At 58.7% G+C, this 25,955-nt stretch carries 24 protein-coding genes and 1 riboswitch; of the genes, 5 read left to right on the top strand and 19 right to left on the bottom strand.

Going from position 1 to position 25,955, the window contains the following annotated elements; all coding sequences use genetic code 11:
* Window positions 1-2 precede the first annotated feature (2 nt).
* The 3 genes from ACR0EL_RS15745 to ACR0EL_RS15735 all read right to left on the bottom strand — a co-directional run bounded on the left by ACR0EL_RS15745 (window position 3) and on the right by ACR0EL_RS15735 (window position 3,860).
* Complete coding sequence (locus ACR0EL_RS15745; protein ID WP_480500927.1) at window positions 3-989, bottom strand: branched-chain amino acid ABC transporter permease; 987 nt, start codon at window positions 987-989, stop codon at window positions 3-5.
* A 29-nt stretch (window positions 990-1,018) separates the two neighbouring features.
* Window positions 1,019-1,837 (bottom strand): ABC transporter ATP-binding protein, encoded by an 819-nt coding sequence (locus ACR0EL_RS15740; protein ID WP_480500925.1) that lies wholly within the window; start codon window positions 1,835-1,837, stop codon window positions 1,019-1,021.
* A 79-nt stretch (window positions 1,838-1,916) separates the two neighbouring features.
* The gene (locus tag ACR0EL_RS15735) at window positions 1,917-3,860 is read right to left on the bottom strand and encodes an AMP-binding protein (RefSeq protein WP_480500971.1); all 1,944 of its coding nucleotides are present in this window, start codon (window positions 3,858-3,860) and stop codon (window positions 1,917-1,919) included.
* A 372-nt stretch (window positions 3,861-4,232) separates the two neighbouring features.
* Between ACR0EL_RS15735 and ACR0EL_RS15730 the strand changes: the two genes are divergently transcribed.
* Together ACR0EL_RS15730 and ACR0EL_RS15725 are read left to right on the top strand one after the other, a co-directional pair.
* On the top strand, window positions 4,233-5,354 hold the full coding sequence (locus tag ACR0EL_RS15730; RefSeq protein WP_480500923.1) for a serine/threonine protein kinase: 1,122 nt from the start codon (window positions 4,233-4,235) through the stop codon (window positions 5,352-5,354).
* A gap of 158 nt (window positions 5,355-5,512) precedes the next feature.
* Window positions 5,513-6,073 carry a Rieske (2Fe-2S) protein gene (locus ACR0EL_RS15725; protein WP_480500921.1) on the top strand — a complete coding sequence of 187 codons (561 nt, stop codon included), beginning with the start codon at window positions 5,513-5,515 and terminating at the stop codon, window positions 6,071-6,073.
* Between the two features lie 88 nt (window positions 6,074-6,161).
* Here the strand turns inward: ACR0EL_RS15725 and mutT are convergent, their stop codons facing one another.
* Genes mutT through ACR0EL_RS15710 form a run of 3 tightly spaced genes read right to left on the bottom strand, consistent with a single transcriptional unit; the run spans window position 6,162 to window position 8,637 of the window.
* On the bottom strand, window positions 6,162-6,560 hold the full coding sequence (mutT, locus tag ACR0EL_RS15720; protein WP_480500919.1) for an 8-oxo-dGTP diphosphatase MutT: 399 nt from the start codon (window positions 6,558-6,560) through the stop codon (window positions 6,162-6,164).
* Window positions 6,557-7,783 carry a bifunctional glutamate N-acetyltransferase/amino-acid acetyltransferase ArgJ gene (gene argJ, locus ACR0EL_RS15715; protein ID WP_480500917.1) on the bottom strand — a complete coding sequence of 409 codons (1,227 nt, stop codon included), beginning with the start codon at window positions 7,781-7,783 and terminating at the stop codon, window positions 6,557-6,559. Before argJ ends, mutT begins: the two co-directional genes overlap by 4 nt.
* A gap of 5 nt (window positions 7,784-7,788) precedes the next feature.
* On the bottom strand, window positions 7,789-8,637 hold the full coding sequence (locus ACR0EL_RS15710) for a peptidylprolyl isomerase (protein WP_480500915.1): 849 nt from the start codon (window positions 8,635-8,637) through the stop codon (window positions 7,789-7,791).
* 176 nt (window positions 8,638-8,813) lie between these two features.
* Here ACR0EL_RS15710 and secA point away from each other — a divergent pair, with 176 nt between their 5' ends.
* The 3 genes from secA to ACR0EL_RS15695 all read left to right on the top strand — a co-directional run bounded on the left by secA (window position 8,814) and on the right by ACR0EL_RS15695 (window position 14,143).
* The gene (gene secA / locus ACR0EL_RS15705) at window positions 8,814-11,531 is read left to right on the top strand and encodes a preprotein translocase subunit SecA (RefSeq protein WP_480500913.1); all 2,718 of its coding nucleotides are present in this window, start codon (window positions 8,814-8,816) and stop codon (window positions 11,529-11,531) included.
* Window positions 11,532-11,632: 101 nt separating this feature from the next.
* Window positions 11,633-12,562, top strand: coding sequence for a hypothetical protein (locus ACR0EL_RS15700; RefSeq protein WP_480500911.1), 930 nt, complete (start codon window positions 11,633-11,635; stop codon window positions 12,560-12,562).
* Between the two features lie 24 nt (window positions 12,563-12,586).
* Window positions 12,587-14,143: a phosphate ABC transporter substrate-binding/OmpA family protein gene (locus ACR0EL_RS15695; protein ID WP_480500910.1), complete on the top strand. Its 1,557-nt coding sequence runs from the start codon at window positions 12,587-12,589 to the stop codon at window positions 14,141-14,143.
* Between the two features lie 4 nt (window positions 14,144-14,147).
* Here ACR0EL_RS15695 and radC read toward each other — a convergent pair whose 3' ends face one another.
* The 13 genes from radC to dnaK form a co-directional block, all read right to left on the bottom strand.
* Complete coding sequence (gene radC, locus ACR0EL_RS15690) at window positions 14,148-14,903, bottom strand: RadC family protein (protein WP_480500908.1); 756 nt, start codon at window positions 14,901-14,903, stop codon at window positions 14,148-14,150.
* Window positions 14,904-14,939: 36 nt separating this feature from the next.
* Window positions 14,940-15,674, bottom strand: coding sequence for an ABC transporter permease (locus ACR0EL_RS15685; protein WP_480500906.1), 735 nt, complete (start codon window positions 15,672-15,674; stop codon window positions 14,940-14,942).
* The gene (locus tag ACR0EL_RS15680; protein ID WP_353008552.1) at window positions 15,671-16,396 is read right to left on the bottom strand and encodes an ABC transporter ATP-binding protein; all 726 of its coding nucleotides are present in this window, start codon (window positions 16,394-16,396) and stop codon (window positions 15,671-15,673) included. The genes ACR0EL_RS15685 and ACR0EL_RS15680 overlap by 4 nt, the downstream gene beginning before the upstream one ends.
* On the bottom strand, window positions 16,393-17,067 hold the full coding sequence (gene tenA / locus ACR0EL_RS15675; protein ID WP_480500904.1) for a thiaminase II: 675 nt from the start codon (window positions 17,065-17,067) through the stop codon (window positions 16,393-16,395). Before tenA ends, ACR0EL_RS15680 begins: the two co-directional genes overlap by 4 nt.
* On the bottom strand, window positions 17,064-17,999 hold the full coding sequence (locus tag ACR0EL_RS15670; RefSeq protein WP_480500902.1) for an ABC transporter substrate-binding protein: 936 nt from the start codon (window positions 17,997-17,999) through the stop codon (window positions 17,064-17,066). Before ACR0EL_RS15670 ends, tenA begins: the two co-directional genes overlap by 4 nt.
* Before the next feature lie 20 nt (window positions 18,000-18,019).
* Window positions 18,020-18,982: a HesA/MoeB/ThiF family protein gene (locus ACR0EL_RS15665; RefSeq protein WP_480500900.1), complete on the bottom strand. Its 963-nt coding sequence runs from the start codon at window positions 18,980-18,982 to the stop codon at window positions 18,020-18,022.
* The gene (locus ACR0EL_RS15660) at window positions 18,979-19,575 is read right to left on the bottom strand and encodes a thiamine phosphate synthase (RefSeq protein ID WP_480500899.1); all 597 of its coding nucleotides are present in this window, start codon (window positions 19,573-19,575) and stop codon (window positions 18,979-18,981) included. The genes ACR0EL_RS15665 and ACR0EL_RS15660 overlap by 4 nt, the downstream gene beginning before the upstream one ends.
* Window positions 19,572-20,336: a thiazole synthase gene (locus ACR0EL_RS15655; RefSeq protein ID WP_480500898.1), complete on the bottom strand. Its 765-nt coding sequence runs from the start codon at window positions 20,334-20,336 to the stop codon at window positions 19,572-19,574. The genes ACR0EL_RS15660 and ACR0EL_RS15655 overlap by 4 nt, the downstream gene beginning before the upstream one ends.
* A gap of 2 nt (window positions 20,337-20,338) precedes the next feature.
* Window positions 20,339-20,533: a sulfur carrier protein ThiS gene (gene thiS / locus ACR0EL_RS15650; RefSeq protein ID WP_480500897.1), complete on the bottom strand. Its 195-nt coding sequence runs from the start codon at window positions 20,531-20,533 to the stop codon at window positions 20,339-20,341.
* Entirely contained in the window at window positions 20,517-21,494 is a 978-nt protein-coding gene (gene thiO, locus ACR0EL_RS15645) for a glycine oxidase ThiO (protein ID WP_480500896.1), read from the bottom strand. Before thiO ends, thiS begins: the two co-directional genes overlap by 17 nt.
* Entirely contained in the window at window positions 21,491-22,294 is an 804-nt protein-coding gene (gene thiD, locus ACR0EL_RS15640; RefSeq protein ID WP_480500894.1) for a bifunctional hydroxymethylpyrimidine kinase/phosphomethylpyrimidine kinase, read from the bottom strand. Before thiD ends, thiO begins: the two co-directional genes overlap by 4 nt.
* 43 nt (window positions 22,295-22,337) lie before the next feature.
* A riboswitch (TPP riboswitch) is annotated at window positions 22,338-22,442 on the bottom strand.
* A gap of 260 nt (window positions 22,443-22,702) precedes the next feature.
* On the bottom strand, window positions 22,703-23,851 hold the full coding sequence (gene dnaJ, locus ACR0EL_RS15635; protein WP_480500892.1) for a molecular chaperone DnaJ: 1,149 nt from the start codon (window positions 23,849-23,851) through the stop codon (window positions 22,703-22,705).
* Between the two features lie 74 nt (window positions 23,852-23,925).
* Complete coding sequence (gene dnaK / locus ACR0EL_RS15630) at window positions 23,926-25,833, bottom strand: molecular chaperone DnaK (RefSeq protein ID WP_480500890.1); 1,908 nt, start codon at window positions 25,831-25,833, stop codon at window positions 23,926-23,928.
* Between the last annotated feature and the right edge of the window lie 122 nt (window positions 25,834-25,955).

The following is a 25,955-nucleotide window of genomic DNA, read 5'->3' as shown; positions in this document are numbered from 1 at the left end:
GGCTAAACCCTCTCGATGATCTTCTCGCCGAACAGGCCCTGAGGCCGGAACACGAGGAAGATCAAAGCCAGCACATAGGCAAACCAATTCTCGGTCGCACCGCCGACTAAGGGGCCAATGGCGAATTCAAACAGCTTCTCGCCCACCCCGATGATCAGCCCGCCGACGATAGCGCCGGGGATCGAGGTGAAGCCACCCAGCATCAATACCGGCAACGCCTTGAGCGCGATAAGCGATAGCGAGAACTGCACGCCCGACTTGGTGCCCCACATGATCCCCGCGACCAGAGCGACGAAACCGGCGACCGACCAAACCATGATCCAAATGAAGTTCAGCGAGATGCCAACGGACAGCGCCGCCTGATGGTCATCCGCCACCGCGCGCATCGCCCGGCCCTGTTTGGTATACTGACTGAACGCGACCAGAGCCGCCACCAGCAACGCAGCGATCACCGTTGCCACGATATCCAGGTTGTCGATGAAGAAGCCATAGTCAAAGATGTTAAAGGTCGTCTCGTCAATCCACAGGTTGATGCCCTGCGGCAGGCCGACATCCAGCGTCTTGATCTCGGAGCCCCACATCAAGTCGGCCACGCCCTCAAGGAAGTAAGCCAGACCAATGGTGGCCATGAACAGAATGATCGGTTCCTGCCCGACCAGATGGCGCATCACAAAGCGCTGCACCGCCCAGGCCAGCAACACCATCACCGCCATGGTCAAAAGGATCGCCAGCAGTGCGGGCACGTTCCAGCCGAAATAGTGGATATGCGTCCCAAAGATCGCGTTGATCAAGTGGGCAAAGGGCACCTGCCCCTTCATGATCCCGACCAATGTCATCGCCGCAAACAGGGCCATAACCCCTTGCGCATAATTGAAAATCCCCGACGCCTTGTAGATCAGCACAAAGCCCAGCGCGACCAGCGCATAAAGCACCCCGGCCATCAGACCGTTGAGGATGACCTCCATCGCAAATACGAGTTGTTCAGGCATAGGTGCCTCCCCAATTGACTATCCCGATGTCAGTCATGGCTGACCCCCAGATAGGCGTCGATGACCTCTTGGTTGTTGCGCACCTCGTCGGGCGTGCCGTCGCCAATTTTCTTGCCGTAATCCATCACGACGACCCGGTCGCTCAGATCCATCACCACGCCCATGTCGTGCTCGATCAAGGCAATGGTGGTGCCAAATTCGTCATTCACGTCGAGGATGAAGCGGCTCATGTCCTCTTTCTCTTCAACGTTCATGCCCGCCATGGGTTCATCCAGCAGCAGCAACTTTGGTTCCGCCGCCAAAGCGCGCGCAAGTTCCACCCGTTTTTTCAACCCGTAAGGCAGGCGCGACACCGGCGTCTTGCGGATGTGCTGGATTTCGAGGAAGTCGATAATTCGCTCAACCGCCTCACGATTCTCGGTCTCCTCGGCTTCGGCTTTCCCCTTCCACCAAGCCTGCTGAAGGATATTGGTCTTCATAAAGCTCAGGCGCCCGGTCATGACGTTGTCCAGAACGCTCATGCCTTCGAACAAGGCGATGTTCTGGAAGGTCCGCGCAATGCCCTGCTGAGCGACCTCAAAAGGCCGCATTTGCGGGCGCTTGGAGCCGTGGAACCAAACCTCCCCCTCCTGCGGGACATAGAACCCCGAGATCACATTCAGCATCGAGGACTTGCCTGCCCCGTTCGGCCCGATAATGGCGCGGATTTCACCCTCTCGAATGTCGAACGAGATATCCTTGATCGCCACAACACCGCCGAAACGCAGCGTGATGTTCTTCATCTCCATCACCACGCCGCCGATCTTGCGACCGTCTTCGGTGACATATCCTTCGGAACTATCCAGCATCAGCCTCTCCCAGACTTACGCAAAAACGGGACGGCGGGCGGGGCGATGACCGCAGGTCGAGCGGCGCGCGTCAGGCCCGTCATTCCGCCGCCACCTTATGCTGCGCGACCGCCACAACCGGCGCATCAACAATCTCAAGCGTCGCCGAAATCGACCCCTTGCGTCCATCCTCATAGGTCACTTCGGTGGTCGTCGAAACGCTCGAGGACCCGTCATATAGCGCGGCAATAATGTCGTGGAACTTGTCCTCAACAAAGCCGCGACGCACCTTGCGGGTCCGGGTCATCTCGCCATCATCAGCATCCAGTTCCTTGTGCAGAACCACAAAGCGATGCACCTGACAGCCCGACAGCATCTCATCCGCTGCGACCGATTTGTTCACCTCTTCCACGTGGGATTTGATCGTCTCTAACACACGCGGATGGCCTGCCAGTTCTTGATATGACGCATAAGCCACGTTGTTGCGCTCAGCCCAGTTTCCGACCGCCGTCAGATCGATATTGATGAAGGCCACGCAGCGATCCTTGCCATTGCCGAACAGCACGACCTCAAGAATGTCAGGATAGAATTTCAGTTTGTTCTCGACATATTTCGGCGCAAACATCGACCCATCAGCCATCTTGCCCACGTCTTTGGCACGATCGATGATGCGTAGATGGCCCGAGTTCTCCTCGATGAACCCGGCATCCCCCGTCGCCACCCAGCCCTCGGCATCCTTGGTCGAGGCGGTGGAATCGGGATTGTTGTAATACTCGACAAACACACCGGGCGAGCGATAGTGGATCTCGCCTTTGTCATCGATTTTCAACTCAACATCGGGTGCGGGCACGCCAACTGTATCCGCACGCACTTCGCCATCCGGCTGCACGGTGATGAACACCGTTGCTTCGGTCTGACCGTAAAGTTGCTTTAGATTGATGCCAAGTGAACGGTAGAAATCAAAGATTTCCGGCCCAATCGCCTCGCCCGCCGTATAGCCAACGCGGAACCGACCGTAGCCCAGCGTATCCTTAAGCGGTCCGTAGACCAGCAGATTGCCCAGCGCGTATTTCAGCTTATCGCCAAAGCCCACTGGCTTGCCGTCCAGCAACAAGCCACCAACTTTCTTGGCATGGGCCATGAAGTGATGGAACATGCGCTGTTTCAGCTTGCCCGCATCCTCCATCCGGATCATCACATTGGTCAGCTGGGTTTCGAACACGCGTGGCGGAGCAAAGAAATAGGTCGGCCCGATCTCGCGCAGGTCGGTCATCATCGTGTCGGCGCTTTCGGGGCAGTTCACACAGAAACCGCACCAGTAGGCCTGACCGATGGAGAAGATGAAATCCCCAACCCACGCCATCGGCAGGTAGGACAGGATATCCTCACTTCGGGTCAGATGATCAAACTCTGCAGAATTCTTGGCGCTTTCAATAACATTCCGGTTCGACAGCACCACGCCTTTGGGCTTACCCGTCGTGCCGGAGGTATAGAGCATCACGCAAGTATCGTCATAGGTGATCGCGGCGATGCGCTTGTCCAACTCGTTATCGAACCGCGCGTGCCCAGCGCTACCCTCAGCCATGATGTCCTCAAGCGCGTTCATCTGGGAGTGGTCATACTTCCGCATCCCGCGCTTGTCGGTATAGAGGATGTGTTTGACCTGATGCAGGTTTTCCTGAATCTCGACGACCTTATCGACCTGCTCCTGATCGCCACAGACCACATATTTCGCGCCGCAATGTTCCAGCACATAGGCCATCTCTTCCGCGACCGAGTCCTGATACAGAGGCACCGGAACCGCGCCCACCATCTGCGCGGCCACCATAGACCAATAATGCGCCGGACGGTTGCGGCCTATAACGGCGATATGGTCGCCTTTTTCAACGCCCAACTCCAGAAAACCCAGCGCGATGGCGCGGATTTCCTTGGCCGCTTCTGCCCAGGTCCAGCATTGCCAGATCCCGAATTCCTTTTCCCGATAGGCCGGGGCATCCCCGAACTGGGTCGCATTGCGGTGTAACAGCGCCGGAAGGGACTGCATCCCTTCAGCGCCCGACTGCGTCTGAGCCAATCTTTCTCTCCTCCCCATCCGGCCCCTCCCCGGGCCAGAACCGGCAGGCCGGGACCACGCCCCGAATGCCGATGCCCCGATAAGGGACGCACGAAAGATCGACGTCAAGTTTTGCCTGATGTTTTCTCAATTCTTACGAATTGTAACAGGGGGCGCCGCAAACCGCCCCTGCCCCAAGGCCCTTCTTTTCAAGACGTGTCGGCGATGCTATGGGGGCTGCCATACACTCTGGCGATGGCGTCGCCGGACACCACTCGTGTTCACCCCACATCCTGTACGCCGGGACTTTCAATCACGGGATTGAGGGCCCCGCCCCGATCTCTGCCATAGCAGGAGGCAATCATGGCCTGGTCGCCAGACAAAACCGAAGTCAAAAGCTGGAACGAATGGGACCCCCTGCGCCACGTCATCGTAGGCCGTGCAGATGATTGCCACATTCCGCCTGAAGAACCCGCGCTGGACGCCAAGGTGCCTGAAGACAGCGACATGCGCGGCCAGTGGGGCCGGCGCCCGCAAGAGACGATCGACCGCGCCAATGAATTGCTGGATAATTTCGCCGATCAGCTGCGCCAACGCGGTATCCGTGTGGATCGCCCCACGTCCATCGACCATTCTCAACCGGCCACCACACCGGATTTTCACACCGACAGCCAGTTTGGCTGCATGCCCCCGCGCGATGTGCTGCTGACCGTCGGGCATGAGATCCTCGAAGCGACCATGTCCTACCGATGCCGCTGGTTCGAATACCTGAATTATCGCCCGCTGATGCAGCAATATTGGGACGAAGACCCCAACTTCCGCCACGAGGCCGCGCCCAAGCCGCGCCTGACCGATGCGGATTACCACCCCGATTACCTGAGCGACAAAATCGGCGTCGAAAAGCGCCTGCAATGGGCGGCTGAGAAGTTCTTTGTTACCACCGAGGAAGAGCCTCTGTTTGACGCCGCCGACGTGCTGCGCTTTGGCCGCGATCTGGTGGTCCAGCATGGATTTACGACGAACCTGAAAGGGATCGAGTGGCTGCGCCGTCACTTCCCCGACCACCGCGTCCATACGGTGAACTTCCCCGGTGACCCCTATCCGATCCATATCGACGCGACGTTTACCCCGCTGCGCCCCGGCCTGATCCTCAACAACCCGCAGCGCCGCTTGCCCGAAGACCAGCGCGGCATGTTCGAGAAAAACGGTTGGGAGATCGTGGACGCCGCCCAACCTGCTCACAACACGCCGCCGCCGCTCTGCTATTCCTCGACCTGGCTGTCGATGAACGTGCTGGTGCTGGACCCGAAAACCGTCTGCGTCGAGAAATCCGAGGTCTATCAGGCCGAGCAGATGGACAAGCTGGGCATGGAAGTGGTCGAGGTCGAACTCCGCGACGCCTATGCCTTTGGCGGCGGCCTGCATTGCTGTACCGCGGATGTGTATCGGGACGGCGAGTGCGAGGATTACTTCCCCAATATGTAGGGCTTTCGGGTTAGAATCAGGGTGCTCGGGGATTGCCCGGGCATCTGAATCCTGTATCGGAAAACGGTGCTGCTTCGATGTTTGAGATTGTCAGCTTTGAGCCTAAACCTAACCTACGCGATTTTCAATTCGCTCGCGTTTTGCTAACGTGATACGAGATGAAAAAGGCAAATTTCTTGTATGTAGGTACGGCTTCAGCCTTATGCTGTGCATTTTTCATAGCTTTGTACTTTTTGGTACAAACCGCTCAGCCTTCAGCCGATGTGCTCGCACGAGTTGAAGCGCAGACCCCTCGCTTGAGCGTTAATGATTTCGAGCCGGGGGAAGTTCGGGTCGTTCTGCTCAATAACCTTCCAATAATAGTTTGGCGTAGAAACGAAGATGATAAAACGCTTGCCGCCGATCAAGACGATCCAGACCTCTGGGAAGTGCACTATTCCAATGTGTTAGGACGGGCCGAGCCAGTACCAGCGACGGATGAAAATCTAACTTTGAACGGCGAATGGTTTTTCGCCGTTGCCGAGGTTTCTGAGAACCCAGGCTGGATACCATTGTTGCGGGCAGGTCATTTTGGTGGGTTCTTTGGCCAAAAAATATGCTGGCCACTACGATTTAGCTGGTCGCATAAGACACCAAGGGCGAGAAAACTTGACGATTGTTATGGCAGAGATGTCAGAAGACGGCCAAACAATCCAGCTAGACTTGAGCCGCTAAATTGAACCGGTTTGATTGACCTCAGCGGATGGCGAAAGTCAGGTTTGTCCGCTGAACCAGACAAACGAACACAACCTTGGCACAAGCCTGCGACTACAACCAATCCCGCAAAATCGGAATCAACGGTATATCCGCCGCAGGCATGGGATAGTTCCGCAGATCATTCCCACGCACCCATTTCAACGCCTGCCCCTCTTTCGACTGTGGAATCCCCTCCCATTTTCGGCAAGCGAATAAGGGCATCAGCAAGTGAAAATCATCATAGCTGTGGCTGGCGAAGGTCAGCGGCGCGAGGCAGGAGGTCCAGGTGTTGATGCCCAGCTCCTCTTCCAACTCGCGGATCAGCGCGGCTTCGGGGGTTTCGCCGGGTTCGATTTTGCCGCCGGGGAATTCCCAGAGGCCTGCCATGGATTTGCCCTCGGGGCGTTGGGCCAGCAACACGCGACCCTCAATGTCGATCAGGGCGACAGCGGAAACAAGAACTGTTTTCACGAGCGATAATCCGCGTTGATCTCGATATAGCCATGGGTCAGATCGCAGGTCCAAACGGTGGATTGCCCTTCGCCAAGCCCCAGATCGACAGCGATCACAAGGTTCTGACCTTTCATGTACGCGGCGGCGTCTTCTTCGCGGTAATCGGGACTGACCCAGCCTTTTTCGGCCACAAGGATGTCTCCGAACGAGATGCTCAGGCGGTCGCGGTCGGCTGCGGCTCCGGATTTGCCGATGGCCATAACCACACGGCCCCAGTTTGGGTCCTCGCCCGCGATGGCGGTTTTGACCAGCGGGGAATTGGCGATGGCCAGACCATGGGTCTTGGCGTCGGCATCGGTGGCCGCGCCGGTCACGCAGATTTCTACGAATTTCGTGGCCCCTTCGCCATCGCGCACAACCTGCTGCGCGAGGTCCAGCATCACCACTTCAAGCGCTTCGGCAAATGCAGCATTTCCAGTGGCATCAACGCCAGAGGCCCCGGTGGCGCATAAAAGCAGGCTATCAGAGGTGGATGTATCACTATCCACAGTAATGCAGTTGAACGTCCGGTCCGTTTGCGCGCCCAGCATCGCTTGCAGCGCGGATTGGTCCACCTGCGCATCGGTGAAGACATAAACCAGCATCGTCGCCATATCCGGCGCGATCATTCCCGATCCCTTCGCAATCCCCGCAATAGAGACTGTTTTGCCATCAATCTCGACCTGCGCACGCGCCCCTTTCGGGAAGGTATCGGTGGTCATGATGGCGCGCGCTGCGTCTTCGATCGCATGGCGGCTAAGACCTGATTTCAACGCCTCAAGCTGCGCAACGATTTTGTCATGTGGCAGCGGCTCACCAATCACGCCGGTGGAGGAGGTAAAGACTCGCTCAACCGGTACTCCGGTCGCTTTGGACACGGCCTGCGTGACCTCGACCACCGAGGTTTGGCCATAGTGACCAGTGAAGGCATTGGCGTTGCCCGAATTCACCAAGATCGCCGCCGGGCCGTCACTTGACCCGCCGATCTTGTCCTGACAATCCAGTACAGGCGCCGCACGTGTAGCAGATCGGGTGAAAACCCCGGCGACCGAGGTGCCGGGGTCCAGAACAGCCAGCATGACGTCCGTCCGACCCTGATACCGCACCCCGGCCTCGACAGTGGCGAACCGCACACCGTCGATTGCGGGCAAGTCAGGGAAACCGGCGGGGGCCAGTGGCGAAACCTTGGTGATCGTGGCCACGCAGATTACTCCTGAATCAGGTCCAGCTGGCGGATGATCTCGGGGCCCGCCCCTTCCAACGGCGAGCGTTCGATTTGCGCCTGCTGGGTCAGTTCATCGATACGCGCCTGAATAGCGTCCTGCTGAAGGGTCTGAGCAAGCTCATCCCGAACGGCCTCCAACGCAGGGGCCTCGGATTTGCGTTTGTCATTCAGGATCACAAGATGCCACCCGAACTGGGTTTGAACCGGGTCCGAGATCTGACCCTTTTCCAGACCAATGACAGCGTTTTCGAATTCTGGCACCATCTGACCCTTGCCGAACCAGCCCAGCGATCCGCCATTGGGACCGGACGGCCCGGTGGAATGTTCGCGCGCCATCTCGGCAAAATCCGCGCCATCATCCAGCTGTGCTTTGATCACTTTGGCTTCGTCTTCGCTTTCAACCAGGATGTGGCTGGCATCGAACTCGTCTTCACCTTCGAACTCGGCATATTGCGCGTCATAGGCGGCCTGAATGGCTTCATCCGTTACAACCGCTTCAGTCAGGGCACCCACGGTCTGCACCGCCAGCAAGGACCGTTTTTCGTTGTCCAGAGTCAGCGCATTCTGCGAGGTCAGCTCTTGCTGCTGCTGACCTAACAGTTGCTGCTGAATCAGTTGCTCGAGCACGAAATCATACAGAACATCATCTTCGATCTGCGTGTATTGCGGCGGCAGCGCTGCGACGGTGGCGATGATGTGACCCAATGTGATCTCATCGCCGTTGACGCGCGCCAATACGGTGCTGGCGTCAGACTTGGTTTCGGCGGCCAGCGGCAGCGCCATCACGGCAGCCAGAGCCAGCGATGGCAGAAAAGTGAGGCCTTTGGGCATGGAATCATCCTATTTCTTTGCCGCGACAGGGCGCAGCGTTGACACTTCAGAACCTGCCGCTTACATCGCTTTGAAGCCTTGGACAGGGCCGCCTTTCACCCCCCGTATCTATGGGTTGCGCGCAAGGTGGGCAAGCCTGTCGCAACCAAGACAAGAACAGATCCGCTGGAGTGAACATGCTGGGATTCGGAACGCTCGCCAAAAAGGTCTTCGGAACGCCGAACGACCGCAAGATCAAGGCGACCCGCCCGCTGGTCGAAAAGATCAATGCGCTGGAGCCCGAGTTCGAACAACTCTCTGACGATGGTCTGAAGGAAAAGACTGAGGAACTAAGAAAACGCGCGCTGGGGGGCGAAAGCTTGGATGCGCTGCTGCCCGAAGCTTTTGCCAATGTCCGTGAAGGGGCGCGGCGCGCGCTGGGTCTGCGTGCCTTTGACGTGCAGTTGATGGGCGGCGCCTTTCTGCATCAGGGCAATATCTCGGAAATGAAAACGGGTGAGGGTAAGACGCTTGTTGCCACCTTCCCCGCCTATCTGAACGCGTTGACGGGCAAGGGCGTGCATGTCGTTACCGTGAACGAATACCTGGCCAAGCGCGATGCGGAATGGATGGGCAAGGTGTTTGCGGCCCTTGGTATGACAACCGGTGTGATCTGGTCGGGCCAGCCCGATCCAGACAAAAAAGCCGCCTATGCCTGCGATGTGACCTACGCCACCAATAACGAACTTGGGTTCGACTACCTGCGCGATAACATGAAGGCTGATCTGGCCGAGATTTATCAAAAGCACCACAATTTCGCGATTGTGGATGAGGTCGATTCGATCCTGATTGATGAGGCGCGGACACCACTGATCATCTCGGGGCCGTCGCAGGATCGCTCAGACCTCTATACTGCGATTGACGCCCTGATCCCGTCGCTGAGCGATGAGCATTTCACGCTGGACGAAAAGTCCCGCAACGTGACCTTTACCGATGAAGGCAATGAATTCCTGGAACAGCAACTGATCGAGGCAGGCCTGATCCCCGAAGGACATTCCCTATACGATCCCGAAAGCACTACGGTGGTGCACCATGTGAACCAGGGCCTGCGGGCACATAAGCTGTTCCAGCGCGACAAGGATTACATCGTCCGCGATGGCAATGTGGTTCTGATCGACGAATTCACCGGCCGGATGATGCCAGGCCGCCGCCTGTCAGAAGGCTTGCACCAAGCCATCGAAGCCAAGGAAGGCGCACCGATCCAGCCCGAGAACGTGACTTTGGCCAGTGTCACGTTCCAGAATTACTTTCGCCTCTATGGTAAACTGGGCGGCATGACCGGTACAGCGCTGACCGAAGCCGAAGAGTTCGCCGAAATCTATGGCCTTGGTGTCGTCGAAGTGCCGACCAACAAGCCAATTGCGCGACTGGACGAAGATGATCAGGTCTATCGTACAGCGATGGAGAAATACGGCGCGATCATCAAAGAAGCGAAAGAGGCCAGTGAAAAAGGCCAGCCGGTTCTGATTGGCACCACCTCGATTGAGAAATCCGAAGTGCTAAGCCAAATGCTGGGCAAGGAAAAGATCGAGCACAACGTTCTGAACGCTCGCCAGCATGAACAAGAAGCTCAGATCGTGGCCGATGCGGGCCGCTATGGGGCAGTGACCATCGCGACCAACATGGCCGGTCGCGGCACCGACATTCAGCTGGGCGGCAATGTGGAAATGAAGGTTCTGCAGGCACTGGCCGAGAACCCCGAAGCCGACCCGGCCGAATTGCGTACGGCAGAAGAGGCCAAGCACGCAGAAGAAAAACAAAAGGTTCTGGATGCGGGCGGTCTGTATGTCATGGCGTCCGAGCGCCACGAAAGCCGTCGGATTGACAACCAGCTGCGTGGTCGTTCGGGCCGTCAGGGTGATCCGGGCCGCACCGTGTTCTACCTGAGCCTCGAAGACGATCTGATGCGCATCTTCGGCTCGGAACGGCTGGACAAAGTGCTGACCACACTGGGCATGAAAGAAGGCGAAGCCATCATTCACCCCTGGGTCAACAAATCTCTGGAACGCGCGCAATCCAAAGTCGAAGGCCGTAACTTTGACATGCGCAAAAACGTTCTGAAATTCGACGACGTGATGAACGATCAGCGGAAAGTGGTCTTTAGCCAACGGCGCGAGATCATGTCGGCAGACGACCTGTCCGAGATCGTCTCGGATATGCGCGAGCAGGTGATCGACGATCTGATCGACGAATACATGCCGCCGAAATCCTATGCGGATCAGTGGGATACCGAGGGTCTGCATGAGGCCATCAAAGACAAGCTGACCATCGACGCGCCGGTTCAGGCCTGGGCCGCCGAGGAAGGCGTGGATGATGAACAGGTGCGTGAACGCCTGATTAAATCCGCCGACGAAATGATGGCGCAGAAGGCCGTCGCCTTTGGCCCCGAAAACATGCGCAACATCGAAAAGCAGGTGCTACTGCAAACCATCGACAGCAAGTGGCGCGAGCATCTGCTGACGCTGGAACATCTGCGCTCGGTCGTTGGATTCCGGGGCTACGCCCAGCGCGATCCGCTGAATGAATACAAAACCGAAAGCTTCCAACTGTTCGAAGGCATGCTGGATTCCCTGCGCGAAACCGTGACACAGCAGCTTTCACGCGTTCGTCCGCTGACCGAAGAAGAGCAGAAAGAGATGCTGGCGCAGATGGCGGCACAGCAGGCTGAGACGCAAGCTGCGGTGGATCAGGCAACCGATCGGGCCGAGGCCAAAGCCGAAGCTGCCGCGTCAGGTGACGCGTTGCCGGGCTTTGACGAAACCGATCCGTCGACCTGGGGGAACCCGTCGCGAAACGACCCTTGCCCCTGCGGATCGGGCAAGAAGTTCAAACATTGCCACGGCAGGTTAACCTAACGTCATCGACGCCCTGATCACAATGAGTCCGTTTCGAGGACACAAATAAGCCTCGATTCAGGATCAGTGTGCGACTCGCTCCTTCAACTGGGGAGGGTGTCTTGTTTGTTGTAAGAAACTACGTGACCATGTGCGGCACAATCGCCTGTGCCCTAGGCATTGGTTACTTGATGCAATATGGAACAGCTGCGCAGCCAAGCGATGCGCAGAGCCAAATTGTTGCGGCTACGCAAACAAATCAAACGTCGGTTCTGGCAGGGTTGGATAGCATCGTGCTGACCTCAGCCTCGGCAACCGCATCTGGCGCTGACGACGCTGTTGTTGCGCCCAAAACCACCCGTGTCGAACCCCGACAGAAGCCCGCGCAGAAATCCTGTAACCTAAGCGCCCGCGCTGTTGCCGTACCCGGCGCGCAGGCCCGCCTGACCATCAAATCCCCTTGCCGCGGCAATGAACGGATCAGCATTCACCACAGCGGCCTAACCCTGACGCAGGTCACCGATCAGAACGGCACGCTGAAAGTAACCATCCCGGCGCTGTCAGAATATGCGATCTTTCTGATCTCATTCCCGGATCAAACCGGGACCGTCGCCACCACCCATGTGCCCGACCTAAAGGAATATGATCGCGTGGCGCTGCAGTGGAAAGGCGACAAAGCGTTGCAAATTCACGCACTGGAATTCGGAGCCAGCTATGGTGGTGAGGGTCACGTCTGGTCAAACAGCGCCACAGCAGGCGCTGGCAGTGTTGTCAGCTTGGGCCATTCAGGACTGACAGACGCCCAAAATATCGAAGTATATTCGTTCCCGGCGGGCCAGTCCCCGCAATCTGGAACCATCGACCTGACAGTCGAAGCGGAAGTGACCGAAAACAATTGCGGTCACACATTGAACGTTCAGTCCATTGAGCTGCGGGCCAACACAGGCCTGCGGTCACGTGATCTGAGCGTGTCTGTACCGGATTGCTCGCAATTGGGCGAGTTTCTGGTGTTGAATAATCTGCTCCAAGACCTGACAATCGCGGCAAAGTAACCCGCAGACAGGCTCGACTCTCTGATGACATTTTTCCGTGTGGCCGTGGCCGCGCTGATCTCAGCAACACTTGGAACAAGTGTTGTGGCGCAGGACATCACCCTCACTTCGCATGATGGCAAGGTCGAGATCACGGGTGACCTGCTGGGTTTTGATGGCGAATTCTACCGCGTCGACACACAATTCGGAGAGCTGACAGTCGACGGCTCGGGCGTTAGATGTGATGGCCCGGCCTGTCCCAACCTGACGGATTTCGTGGCCGAGGTCTGGTTTTCGGGCTCGTCGGTCATGGCCGAAACCGTTTTGCCCGCCCTGATCATCGGTTTCGCGCGGCAGGAGGGGTTTACCGCAACGCCGAAACGGGTGGACGAACGCAGCTTTGCCTATGAACTGTTTCAAAGCGGGCGAACAGCGCCGCTTGCGCGATTGTTCTTTCGCGTTGGAAACACGGATCGGGGATTTGCCGACCTGATCGCAAATGATGCTGACATCGTGATGGCCCTGCGTGAAATCCGTGAGGCTGAACAGGCCGCGGCGGCAGAGGCCGGGTTGGGCGATCTGACTCGCCCTCGCCGGTCACGGGTGATTGCGTTGGACGCCATGGTGCCGGTTGTTGCCCAGGACAACATTACCAGTCAGATTTCACCTGCCGATCTGGCACGTGTTTTGTCTGGTGAAGTCGCGAACTGGGCGGATCTGGGTGGACCTGATGCGCCTATCGCGCTGCATATGCCGGATGCGGGGTCGGGTTTGGCCCAAGCAGTAGAAGATCAACTGTTGGCCCCGGCAGGAGTGACCCTGTCCTCGGATGCGATACGCCACGGGCGCAATGGCGATCTGGTACAGGCGGTCGCGCGAGACGCGTTTGCCATCGGGATTGCTAGTCATGCCTCGGCCGACAATACACGGGCCCTGCCCTTGACTGGCGGGTGCGGGCATGCGCTCGCCGCATCACGTGACGCCATCAAGACCGAAGACTATCCGCTGACGCTACCGATGTTCCTCTACCTGCCGGAACGGCGCCTGCCACGAATTGCGCGTCAATTGCTGGCCTATAGCTTGGGCGCTGATGCCCAATTGGCCATTCGTCAGGCAGGGTTTGTTGATCAGACACCGGAAAGAACGCGGATTGGTCTACAGGGCGACCGCCTGTCCAACGCCATTGTATCCGGCGGGGCAGAGGTTGGGTTGGAAGAGGTTCAACGCATGGTCGAAACCTTGCGTCCGATGGCGCGTTTGTCGCTGTCAGTTCGATTCGAGCCCGGATCATCGCGGCCCGACGCACAATCGCGGTCGAATATCCAATACCTTGCTCAGGCGCTTGAGACCGGAACTCTGAACGCCCGAAAACTACTGTTTGTCGGATTCAGTGACGGGGATGGGCCTGCCAGCACCAATGCCCGCATCGCCCTGCGCCGTGCGCAAACCGTCCGGAACTCGGTTCTCGGGGCTGTTGAGACCGAGATACCCGACAGCATCGAGATCGCGGTCGACGGGTTCGGTGAGGCGATGCCCATGGCCTGCGACGACACCGAATGGGGCCGCAAAGTCAACCGCCGCGTTGAAATCTGGGTCGAATGACCCGCTAGAGGTATCCTTCGGACCGAAAACTCAGCTCGGTCGATTTACCAATGATCAGATGATCATGCAGGGTCAGGCCCAACGCGGTGCAGGCATCTTGAATGCGGTTGGTCATATCGATATCGGATTTCGACGGTGTCGGGTCGCCTGACGGGTGGTTGTGCACCAGGATCAGGGCCGAGGCGTTCAGCTCCAGCGCACGTTTCGCCACCTCTCGCGGATAGACCGGCACGTGATCAACGGTGCCCTTGGCCTGTTCTTCATCTGCGATCAGCACGTTCTTGCGATCCAGATAGAATACACGGAACTGCTCGGTTTCTCGATGAGCCATGGTAGTGTGACAATAGTCCAGCAGCGCATCCCAACCCGAGATCACATGCCGCTGCATCACCCGTGCCCGGGCCATTCGATGGGCGCAAGCTTCAAGGATTTTCAGGTCAGTTATCACTGTATCCCCTACACCCTTGATCTGCCGCAGCCGCTCCTCGGGCGCTGTCAGAACGCGGTTGAAATCCCCAAACGTATCCATCAGCGCGCGGGCCAGCGGTTTCACGTCCTGCCGCGGGATGGATCGGAACAGGGCCAGCTCCAACAGCTCATAATCCGGCATCGCGGCCGAGCCGCCCGCCATGAACCGTTCGCGCAGCCGCTTGCGATGGTCTTTGATGTAGGAGGGTAACCGACCCGTCGGCAGCGGCTGCGCCGGCGCTTCGTCCGTATCGAATAGCATGGGGGCTTCGGCAAAGGCGTCCTGTGTCATGGGCCTCACCTTGGCGCAGAATCGGTTTCTGAATGGTTAACGCATCTCACCCGCCATACGCGCCGTGGCGCGGCGGACAACCATGTGCAGAGCAATCGAAAACACGCCCAGCGTCAGCATTGCGGCAAACATCAGGTCTGTCTTCGCGCGGCCATTGGCCAGCAGCATCAGATAACCCAGCCCTTGAGACGAGCCGACCCATTCACCGATCACCGCCCCAATCGGCGCATAGACTGCCGCCAATCGCATCCCCGACGCCAAGGATGGCAAGGCCGCAGGGATACGGATGTGACAAAGGACCGCGCGTTTGCTGGCCTGCATTGTACGCGCAAGATCGAGATATCCGGGCGGGGTCCTCATCAGACCGTCAAAGAAGGATGAGGTGATTGGGAAGTAAATGATCAGCACCGCCATCGCGACCTTGGACCAGAGACCATAGCCCAGCCAGAGCGTCAGAAGCGGTGCCAGCGCAAAGACCGGGAGCGCCTGAGTGAACACCAACAGCGGCTGCACCAACACACGCGCGGCACGCGAATTTGCCAGTTGCAGCGCCGTGACCACGCCCAGAAGCGTTCCGAAAGCCAGACCAATCAGCACCTCGATAGCGGTGATCCAGGTGTGTTCCGCAATCAGCCAGCGGTTCTGCCACCAGGTCTCGGCCACCACGGCAGGTCCGGGCAGTATGAATTTCGGCAAGCCGGTGACCGAGACGATGGCCTGCCAGATGGCCACGGCAAACACCGTCGCGGCGAGGGCAGAGAGGTATTTCATGATGCCTCTCTCAGCAGCTTGAGCAATGCACCCTGAGTCTCCAGCGTCTCAAGGTCGTCCACATGGCGCGGCGCCGGTGCCTTGGGTGGAACGCAGGGCGTCAGACCATCCTGCGTCATGACCGTTATGGTTTGACCCAAGCGCGCGGCCTCAGCCGGATCATGGGTAACCAGCAGAACGGTCCGCCCTTGCAACACCTCAGCCGCCAGATCCTGCATATCCGCACGGGTTCGGGCATCGAGGGCTGAAAACGGCTCATCCAGCAGGACAATGGGGCGATCTTCCATCAACGTGCGGGCCAAAGCCACGCGCTGGCGTTGGCCGCCCGATAGTTCGGTCGGTTTCTTGGTCATGTGATCCTGCAAGCGCATCCGTTCAATCAGACGGTCGCGGCGGTCCAGATCAGGTTTTTCACCCCGTAGTCGAGCACCCAGCGAGACATTCTGCGCCACGCTTGCCCAAGGCAGCAGCAGATCGTCCTGCGCCATATAGGCGACGCGATCCGGCACCGGCTGCCCATCGCTTGCGGTGATCTGGCCAGTGAAGACTGCCCCGGTTTCCAGCCCAGCGATCAGCCGCAGAACGGTGGTTTTGCCCACGCCCGATCCGCCCAACAGGCACGTCCACGCCCCGGCCCCAAGGGTCAGGGTCAACGGCGCGAACAAAGGCACACCGTCGATGGAGGCCGTGCCGCTGATGGTCAGATCGGGCGTTGGCGTCATGGTGTCAGGCCCATTTGCCAGAACTTGACTTCAAGCTGCGTCGCCATCTCAAAGGTCTTGCAGAGGTCAGCCCAGACCGGCAGAGTTGCATAGTCCGGGCCAAGCCGTCGAACCAAAGCGCCATCCATCAGCGCGCCGATGTCATGGCAATAGCTTTGGTACTGATCACCCGCATAGGTATCGATCCAGCGGCGATAGGTCTCGGATGTTGCCTCTTGCGCCAAACGCGCACCGATCTCGGCATAGCCGATGACGCATGGCAGCAGAGCAGCCAGCAGGTTCAGATAGTCACCCGAATAACCGGATTCGAGCACAAAGCGCGTATAGGCGAGGTTTTCAGGCCGCTCAGGCGTCGCCATCAATTCCTCACGAGAAATGCCCTCAGCTTCGCAGACGCCAACATGCAGCATCATCTCTTCATGCATCAGCCCGTTTACCGTTGCGGCGGCTACCTGCATTTCCTCATGCGTCTGTGCCTTGACCACGGCCAGCGCCCAAGCACGCGAGAAATGGGTGAGGAACACATAATCCTGTCGCAGATAATGAAGAAACGCGTTTCGCGGCAGCGTTCCGTCCTTCAGGCCCTCGACAAAGGCATGGCGGGTATACTCCCGCCACGGCCCCTGCGCCGCATCACGCATCAGCGTGAAGGCGTTGCCATAGTCGCTCATTGCGCGGTCACATCAATTGTGATGTCGCTGACCGGGTTGATGCTGTCGATCATGCCGCTGTCTTTCAGGAACTGTTCGAACCGTGCATACCGACCCGCGTCAAAACCGGCAGGGCGCAAAGCAAAGCGGGGCAGCGTGTCAACCCAAGCGCGCGCGTTCAGCTCATCCTGCAACTCTGGCGAAGTGGAAGCAAAAATTTCCCAGCTTTTTTCGGGGTTGTTCACGATATACTGTGTCGCTTTTTCGGTTGCTGCCAGGAAACGCGCGATCTTGTCCTTGTCCATCGTCTCGGGGTTAGCGACGTAGATCAACTCGTCATAGGACGGCACGCCCTCTTCCTCGATATAGAAGCAGGTGCCGGGGACACCTTCGATATCCATCTGGTTCAGCTCGAAGTTGCGATAGGCGCCGATCACCGCATCCACCTGACCTGTCATCAGCGACGGAGACAGCGAGAAGTTCACGTTGATCAACTCAACATCGTCCAGAGCTACGCCGTATTTTCCTAGCACGGTGGTTAAGACCGCTTCTTCCACGCCCGCAACCGAGAAGCCGATTTTCTTGCCCTTCAGGTCGGCAGGCGACTTGATCGGGCCGTCCTCCAGAACCAGCAGGCAGTTCAGGGGGGTCGCGACCAGCGTACCAACACGCTTCAGCGGCAGGCCTTCATGGATCTGCAGATGCAGCTGCGGCTGATAAGATACAGCAAGTTCGGCTTGACCTGCGGCCACCAGACGCGGCGGGGCGGAAGGATCGGCGGGGGGAACGATCTCGACCTCAAGGCCCTGCTCGGCGAAATAGCCGTTTTCCTGCGCCACGATGATGGGCCCATGATCGGGGTTGATGAACCAATCCAGCAGAACGGTCATCTTGTCTTCGGCCCAGGCTGGCGCAGCGGCCAGCAGGGCAATAGCAGCGATCAGTTTCTTCATGTCTCGCGTTTCCTTTTCACTCACGAGGTTGAGGCCGCAACGAGGACAATCTCGCCCGGCCAATCCGGTTCAATCTGTTCAGCTGCGCGCCAGGCCCGCAGACCAGTTGCACAGCACAAAGCCAGTCTTTTTGCTTTGTTAGGCTCTGATTTCAGTTGATCCACACTCAGGCGCCGCGCCAGGGGGTGGATGGGTTGAGGGGCTTCGTCCTCGTCCCGAAGCTCAACAATCACATCGCCTGAAGACAGCTGCGAGGCGGCAACGAAGGCGAAGGACTGCTCAGGCTCAGGCGCTGCGTCAAAGCGGAAGCTGGAGCTTCGGAAGGTCTGGGCATCCACCTGCACCATCTGGCCAAGGGGCGATGGGTCGAGGCCCAGGATCAAAGTCAACGCCATCTGCGCCTGCATCGCTCCAATCATCCCCACGACCGGCCCCAGCACACCTGCCGTGGCGCAGCTCGCCCCGCTGGTCGGGGCTTCGGGAAACACGGCCCGCAGTGACGGCGCACCACCGCAGAACGCACCCACATAGCCGGACAAGCCCAGCACTGAGGCGCTGAGCAAAGGCTTGCCCAAGGTCAGGCAGATATCCGACAAGGTGTAGCTGGCGGCATAGCTGTCCGCACAGTCGAGGATCAGATTGGCCCGTGAGACAAAACCAGCCGCATTCTTGTTTGTTAGAGCCTGTTTATGTGCAACGACGTCGATATCAGAATTCAAGTCACGACAACGATCGGCTGCAACTTCGGCCTTTGGGCGTCCGCAATCCGCTTCGGTAAACAGCGTCTGGCGATGCAGGTTCGACAGGGCCACGTCATCCGCATCGAGGATCGTCAGATGCCCAACGCCTGCCCCGGCCAGCAAAGGCAGGACCGGAGCGGCCAATCCGCCCGCCCCGACAACCAGAACACGCGCCTTGGATAGGCGCGCCTGCCCTTCACCCCCCACCTCAGGCAGGATCATCTGGCGAGCGTAGCGGCTCATCTGGTGACCTCGATCCACTGGCGGACCCGCGCCTCGGGGTCGGCGTTCAGGGTGATGTCCGTAACGGCCGAGACAATGTCGGCACCCGCCTCAAGCACGCCGGGCGCGCGTTCGACGCTCATACCGCCAATCCCGACCAGAGGGATATCGCCCACACGGGTTTTCCACTCGGTGACTCGCGGCAGGCCCTGCTGCTCCCACTTCATCTTTTTCAGGATCGTCGGATAGACCGGCCCCAGCGCGACATAGTCGGGGTCCATGGCCAGAACGCGCTCTAGCTCGTCATCGTCATGGGTGGAAACGCCCAGCTTTAGACCCGCTTTTCGGATCGCTTTGAGGTCGGCGTCATCCAGATCTTCCTGCCCCAGATGAATCCAGTCGCAGCGCGCATCTATCGCAGCCTGCCAATAGTCGTTCACCACCAGAACCGCGCCATGCTGATTGCATAGATCGCGAGAGGTCGCGATCTCGGCCCGGACAACATCGTCCGGCTGATCCTTCATGCGCAGCTGCACCAGCTTCACTCCCAACGGCAACATCCGTCGCAGCCAGTCAGAGTGGTCAAAGATCGGGTAGAAACGGTCCAAACTCATGACAGGAACGCCTTTCCGACGACAGGGGTTGAGGGTTCGGCCATGTCCCGCGCCTCAATCGGGTCGGCCTGATGGGCCAGCTGCCCGGCCTCAACCGCGCGCATCATCGCCTTTGCCATCAAGACCGGATCGCCGGCGCGCGCGACGGCTGTGTTCAGCAAAACGGCATCATATCCCAGCTCCATCGCATGGGCCGCATGGCTGGGCAGGCCGATCCCGGCATCAATCACCAGCGGCACATCCGGGAACTCGGCCCGCATCGCGCGCAGGGCGTATCCATTGTTCAGCCCCCGGCCCGAGCCGATGGGCGCACCCCAGGGCATCAGAACCTTGCACCCGGCCTCAAGCAGCCGCTCGCCCACGATCAGGTCGTCGGTGGTATACGGGAAGACCTCGAACCCGTCCTCGGTCAAGATGCGCGCGGCCTCGACCAGTTGGAAGACGTCCGGTTGCAGACTGTCGGTATGACCGATCAGCTCCAACTTGATCCACTTGGTCTCGAACACTTCGCGGGCCATATGCGCGGTGGTCACCGCCTCTTTCACCGTATGACAGCCGGCCGTGTTGGGCAGCACCAGCACGCCCAGATCGCGGATCATCTGCCAAAAGGTCTGCCCGGCCCCCGATTCCCGCCGCAGAGAAACTGTGGCCACGCCCGCGCCGCTGTCGCGGAACGCCTGTTCGAGGATAGCAGGGCTGGGATATTGCGCGGTGCCCAGCATCAGCGGGTTGGGCAGAGCGACGTCATAAAAGCTTTTCATCCTCACCCTCCTTGCATCGGCGACAGGATTTCGACCCGGTCACCTTCGGATAGAGCATGGGCAATGCGCAGACTGGAGGGCACGAATTCCTCGTTCACCGCCGTTGCGACACGGCCCGAGAAGTCGCATTCCTCTAGCAACTCCGCCAGTGTGGCGGCCTTTACGTCCTTGGGGTCGCCATTAAGCACGATCTTCATCGACCATCTCCGAATGTTTGTTCTCTAGCGCCAGATCGGCCACGCCTTGTGCCAAGGCTGGGGCCAACAGGTAGCCATGGCGGTAAAGGCCATTCGCATAGATCGTCCGGCCCAAGCGCCGGATACGCGGCAGGTTGTCGGGAAAGGCAGGACGCAGATCGACGCCGATTTCCAGCACCTCAGCCTCACCAAAGGCCGGGTTCAGAGCGTAGGCCGCGCTGAGCAGTTCCAGCATTGAGCGCGCGGTGATCCGGCTGCTGTCTTCGCTTTCGATCATGGTCGCGCCCAGCATGTAAATGCCCTCACCACGCGGCACGATATAAAGCGGCATCCGCGGATGCAGCAGGCGCACAGGACGGTTCAGCGTCACATCAGGGCAACGCACAACCAGCATCTCGCCCTTTACGCCCCGCAAATCAGGCAAAGCATCCCGCGCTTGAAGCCCCCTGCAGTCGATCGCATTCTCCAACTGCGCGGGTGCGAGCTTGTGATGAAACACCACACCTTGGTCTTTCAAGCCATGGTACAGATCACTCAGCGCTTGCCTTGGATCAAGGTGCGCCTCTTGTCCGAAGTACAACCCTTTGCTGAATCCATGCAGATCAGGCTCTAATTCGGCGATTCTTTCCCTATCTGCCTCGCAAAACGCTTCGGTCCTGCGCGCGAAACGCCGCAAGTCAGGCACATCCCGAGCGTTGGCAACAACCAGTGTGCCGCACCGGCTCACGCAGGTACGATCCGCCCACCACGCGATGGCTTCTTGGCCCAGTCGCAAAACCGGTTCTTCGGCATTTTCATATTCACACCAAGGCGCCAACATGCCACCTGCCCACCAGGAACACCCATGCGGGCCAGGCGGGCCTTTGAGATCGAACAACTGTACCTTCGCCCCGCGCGCGGTCAGCTCGCTGGCGACGGCCAGCCCCGCCACACCGGCCCCTATGACGGACCAGATCGTCACGCAGACCACATCCGGTAGAAGTGATGCACTGGGCCGTGGCCCGCACCGACATCGAGTGTATCTGCCTGTGCAATGGCGCCTTGCAGATAACTATGCGCTTCACCTACCGCATCGATCAGGGACAGTCCTTTGGCCAAACCGGTAGCAATCGAGGACGACAGCGTGCAGCCGGTTCCATGCGTGTTTGTTGTGTTCTGCCGCGGGGCCTGAAACTCGGCGATCACGCCCGTTTCATCGACCAGAAGATCATGACAAATAGCACCCGCGCCATGCCCACCCTTCATCAAGACCGCCCCTGCGCCCAACGCGCACAGCGCTTTACCTTGAGTGATCATCTCTGCGGGTGAAGCCGCGCCACACTGCCCCAGCAGACAAGCCGCCTCGGGCAGGTTCGGGGTCAGGACCGTCGCGCACGGCAGCAAGACCTCGCGCAAGGTTTGAACCGCCTCTTGCGCCAACAAAGCGTCACCGGATTTTGCCACCATAACCGGGTCGAGTACGACAGGTCCGCCATATCTTGAAATCCCGTCCGCCACCGTCTGGATGATCTCAGGCGTGGCCAACATCCCAATCTTGATGGCCCGCACATCCAAGTCATACAGAACAGCGTCGATCTGAGCGGCAATCACATCCAGCGGAATACCATGCACAGCCGTCACAGCCTGCGTGTTTTGCGCCGTAACAGCGGTGATCACGCTGGCCCCGAAGACACCTAAAGCTGACATGGCCTTGAGATCGGCCTGAATGCCCGCCCCGCCGCCGCTGTCAGATCCCGCAATGGTCAAGGCAATTGGCACCACGTCGTTGCTCCGCTTACTTAGGCAACGCGGCATGGAAAACGTCTGTTTGTGTTAGACCGTTCCCTCCGCCGGTATTGCCCGGATCAGGTTCGATGGGTTGACGCACGCGCCTCTCAGCCCTGAATTCAGGGCACCCCAACGGTTGATTGAGACAATCTCAGGACAGGCCCCAGAAATCAAGCACCAATACGCGGGTCATATGGCCACATCCGACAAGGAAATAAGACCAATTGACGTTGAATCCGTGCGAGGCTCTGCCTCGCGCTCCGGGATATTTAGAGCCAGATGAAGCAGGAGATCCAAACTTCATCTGGCTCTAAATATCCCGGGGGAGACGCCCGAAGGGCGGCGGGGGCAGAGCCCCCAATGCAAAAGGCCGCCCCATTTTGGAGCGGCCTGTTTCTTGCTCTAGCTTTTCATCCCATCCCAGAAAGACTTGACAGACGAGAAAAAACTTTTTGATTCCGGATGGTTATCTTCACCCAGATCATCGAATTCTCGCAGCAGCTCTTTCTGGCGGCTGGTTAGATTGACCGGCGTTTCCACAGCCAGTTCGATGAACATGTCTCCAACACCACCGCCACGCAGGGCTGGCATGCCCTTACCGCGCAGGCGCATCTGGCGACCAGACTGGCTGCCCGCCGGAATCTGCACGCGTCCGCGGCCACCGTCAATCGTAGGCACTTCGATCGACCCACCCAGCGCGGCCTTGGCCATGCTGACCGGCACACGACAATAAAGGTTTACGCTGTCCCGCTCGAACAGCTTATGCTCGGAGACCTCGACAAAGATATAGAGATCGCCCGGAGGGCCACCGCGCATTCCTGCCTCACCTTCGCCCGCCAGGCGAATGCGTGTGCCCGTTTCAACACCTGCGGGAATGTTCACCGACAGGGCGCGTTCTTTTTCCACCCGGCCAGAGCCGCTGCAAACCTTACAGGGGTTTTTGATAATCTGACCCAGACCGGAACAGGTGGGGCATGTGCGTTCAACGGTAAAGAACCCTTGTTGCGCGCGTACTTTGCCCATGCCGGAACAGGTTGGGCAGGTTACCGGCTCGGCGCCGCCCTCGGCCCCGGTTCCATCACAAGACGAACAAGCCACAGCAGCAGGGACATTGATGGTTTTTTGCAGGCCTGCATAGGCCTCTTCCAGCGTCACGCGTAGGTTGTAGCGCAGGTCTGATCCGCGCGCGGCCCGACGACCACCGCCGCCGCCGCGCTGGCCACCCATGAAATCGCCGAACAGGTCGTCAAACACATCCGAGAATGCACTAGAGAAATCACCCTGCCCAAAGCCACCGCCAGGTCGACCGCCACCGCCCATGCCGTTTTCAAAGGCGGCATGGCCAAATCGGTCATACGCGGCCTTGCGGTCCGCGTCCTTCAGCACGTCATAGGCCTCGTTCGCTTCTTTGAACTGCGCCTCGGCATCCGGGTTGTCTTTGTTGCGATCGGGATGCAGCTCTTTGGCTTTCTTGCGAAAACCCTTTTTGATCTCGTCCGCCGATGCGCCCTTGGTCACGCCGAGCACATCGTAATAGTCGCGTTTTGACATCAGTGTTTCCTTCTGCCTCAACGTAATCGGGCCGGCCCGGCAACCGGACCGGCCCAAATTGGCCAGGTTACCCGTTACTTACGTTTGTCGTCGTCCAAATCTTCGAACTCGGCGTCGACAATGTCATCGTCGGCTGGCGCTTCGTCAGCTGCCGCAGGCTCATCCTCGCCCTCTTCGGCTTGCGCCTTGTAGATGGCTTCGCCCAGCTTCATGGCGGCTTCGGTCACGTTCTGGATGCCCGACTTGATCTTGTCGGCATTCTCGGTCTCCAGCTCGTCCTTCAGCGCGGCAATCGCCAGCTCGATGGCTTCGATGGTGGTCGGGTCGACCTTATCGGCATGCTCTTCCATCGACTTCTCGGTCGAGTGGATGAGGCTTTCGGCCTGGTTCTTGGCGTCGACCAGCTCGCGGCGTTCCTTGTCGGCTTCCGCGTTCTCTTCGGCGTCCTTGACCATCTTTTCGATGTCCTCGTCGGACAGACCGCCCGAGGCCTGGATGGTGATCTTCTGTTCTTTGCCGGTGCCTTTGTCCTTGGCCGAAACCGAGACAATGCCGTTGGCGTCGATGTCAAAAGTCACCTCGATCTGAGGCATACCGCGCGGTGCCGGCGGGATGTCTTCAAGGTTGAACTGACCCAGGATCTTGTTGTCCGCAGCCATTTCGCGCTCACCCTGGAACACGCGGATGGTTACGGCGTTCTGGTTGTCTTCGGCGGTCGAGAAGACCTGAGACTTTTTGGTCGGAATGGTCGTGTTGCGGTCGATCAGTCGGGTGAACACGCCACCCAGTGTCTCAATCCCCAGCGACAGCGGGGTCACGTCCAGCAGAACCACGTCTTTGACGTCGCCCTGCAGAACACCGGCCTGAATGGCGGCGCCCATGGCAACCACTTCGTCCGGGTTCACACCTTTGTGCGGCTCTTTGCCGAAAAATTTGGTAACCTCTTCGATCACTTTCGGCATCCGGGTCATACCACCGACCAGTACGACTTCGTCGACGTCAGCAGCCGACAGACCCGCGTCTTTCAGAGCGGCGGCGCAAGGCTTCATCGACTTCTTGATCAGATCAGCAACCAGCGATTCCAGCTTGGCACGGGTCAGCTTCATGACCATGTGCAACGGCTGACCGTTCGAACCCATCGAGATGAACGGCTGGTTGATTTCAGTCTGCGAAGTCGAGGACAGTTCGATCTTGGCTTTTTCAGCTGCTTCCTTCAGACGCTGCAGGGCCATCTTGTCGGCAGACAGATCGACGCCATGCTCTTTTTTGAACTCATCCGCCAGATAGTTGACGATGCGCATGTCAAAGTCTTCACCACCCAGGAATGTGTCACCATTGGTCGATTTGACCTCGAACAGGCCGTCGTCGATTTCCAGAATGGTCACGTCGAAGGTACCGCCACCAAGGTCATAAACCGCGATGGTTTGGGTTTCTTCCTTGTCCAGACCATAGGCCAGAGCAGCCGCTGTTGGTTCGTTGATGATCCGCAGCACTTCCAGGCCGGCGATTTTACCGGCGTCTTTGGTGGCCTGTCGCTGGGCGTCGTTGAAGTATGCCGGAACGGTGATAACCGCCTGCGTGACTTCCTCACCCAGATAGCTTTCAGCCGTTTCCTTCATCTTGCCCAGAGTGAACGCCGAGATCTGACTTGGGGAGTACTTTTCACCGCGGGCTTCAACCCATGCGTCGCCATTGCCGCCATCAACGATGGCATAGGGCACCATTTTCTTGTCTTTTTCGACTTCTGCATCATCCACACGACGACCGATCAGACGCTTGACGCCGAAAATCGTGTTGTCGGGGTTGGTGACCGCCTGACGTTTTGCAGGCTGACCGACCAGTCGCTCATCTTCCGTAAAAGCGACGATCGAGGGCGTGGTCCGCGCCCCTTCAGCGTTTTCGATGACCTTCGGCTGCGAGCCGTCCATGATGGCAACGCACGAGTTTGTGGTACCAAGGTCAATGCCGATTACTTTTCCCATAATTTTGATCCCTTTCAATTTAAGGCGATGTCCCGAGGGCCGGACCCGTTATGGCATCCTGTCCCCGATCTGATGTGCGCGACAGCACTACACCATCGCGCGTCCCGGCGTATATAAGGTCC

It is taken from the genome of Ruegeria sp. AH12 (genome assembly GCF_056541465.1).
The sequence above is the reverse complement of the archived record's forward strand: the minus strand, read 5'-3'. Positions and strand labels throughout refer to the sequence as shown.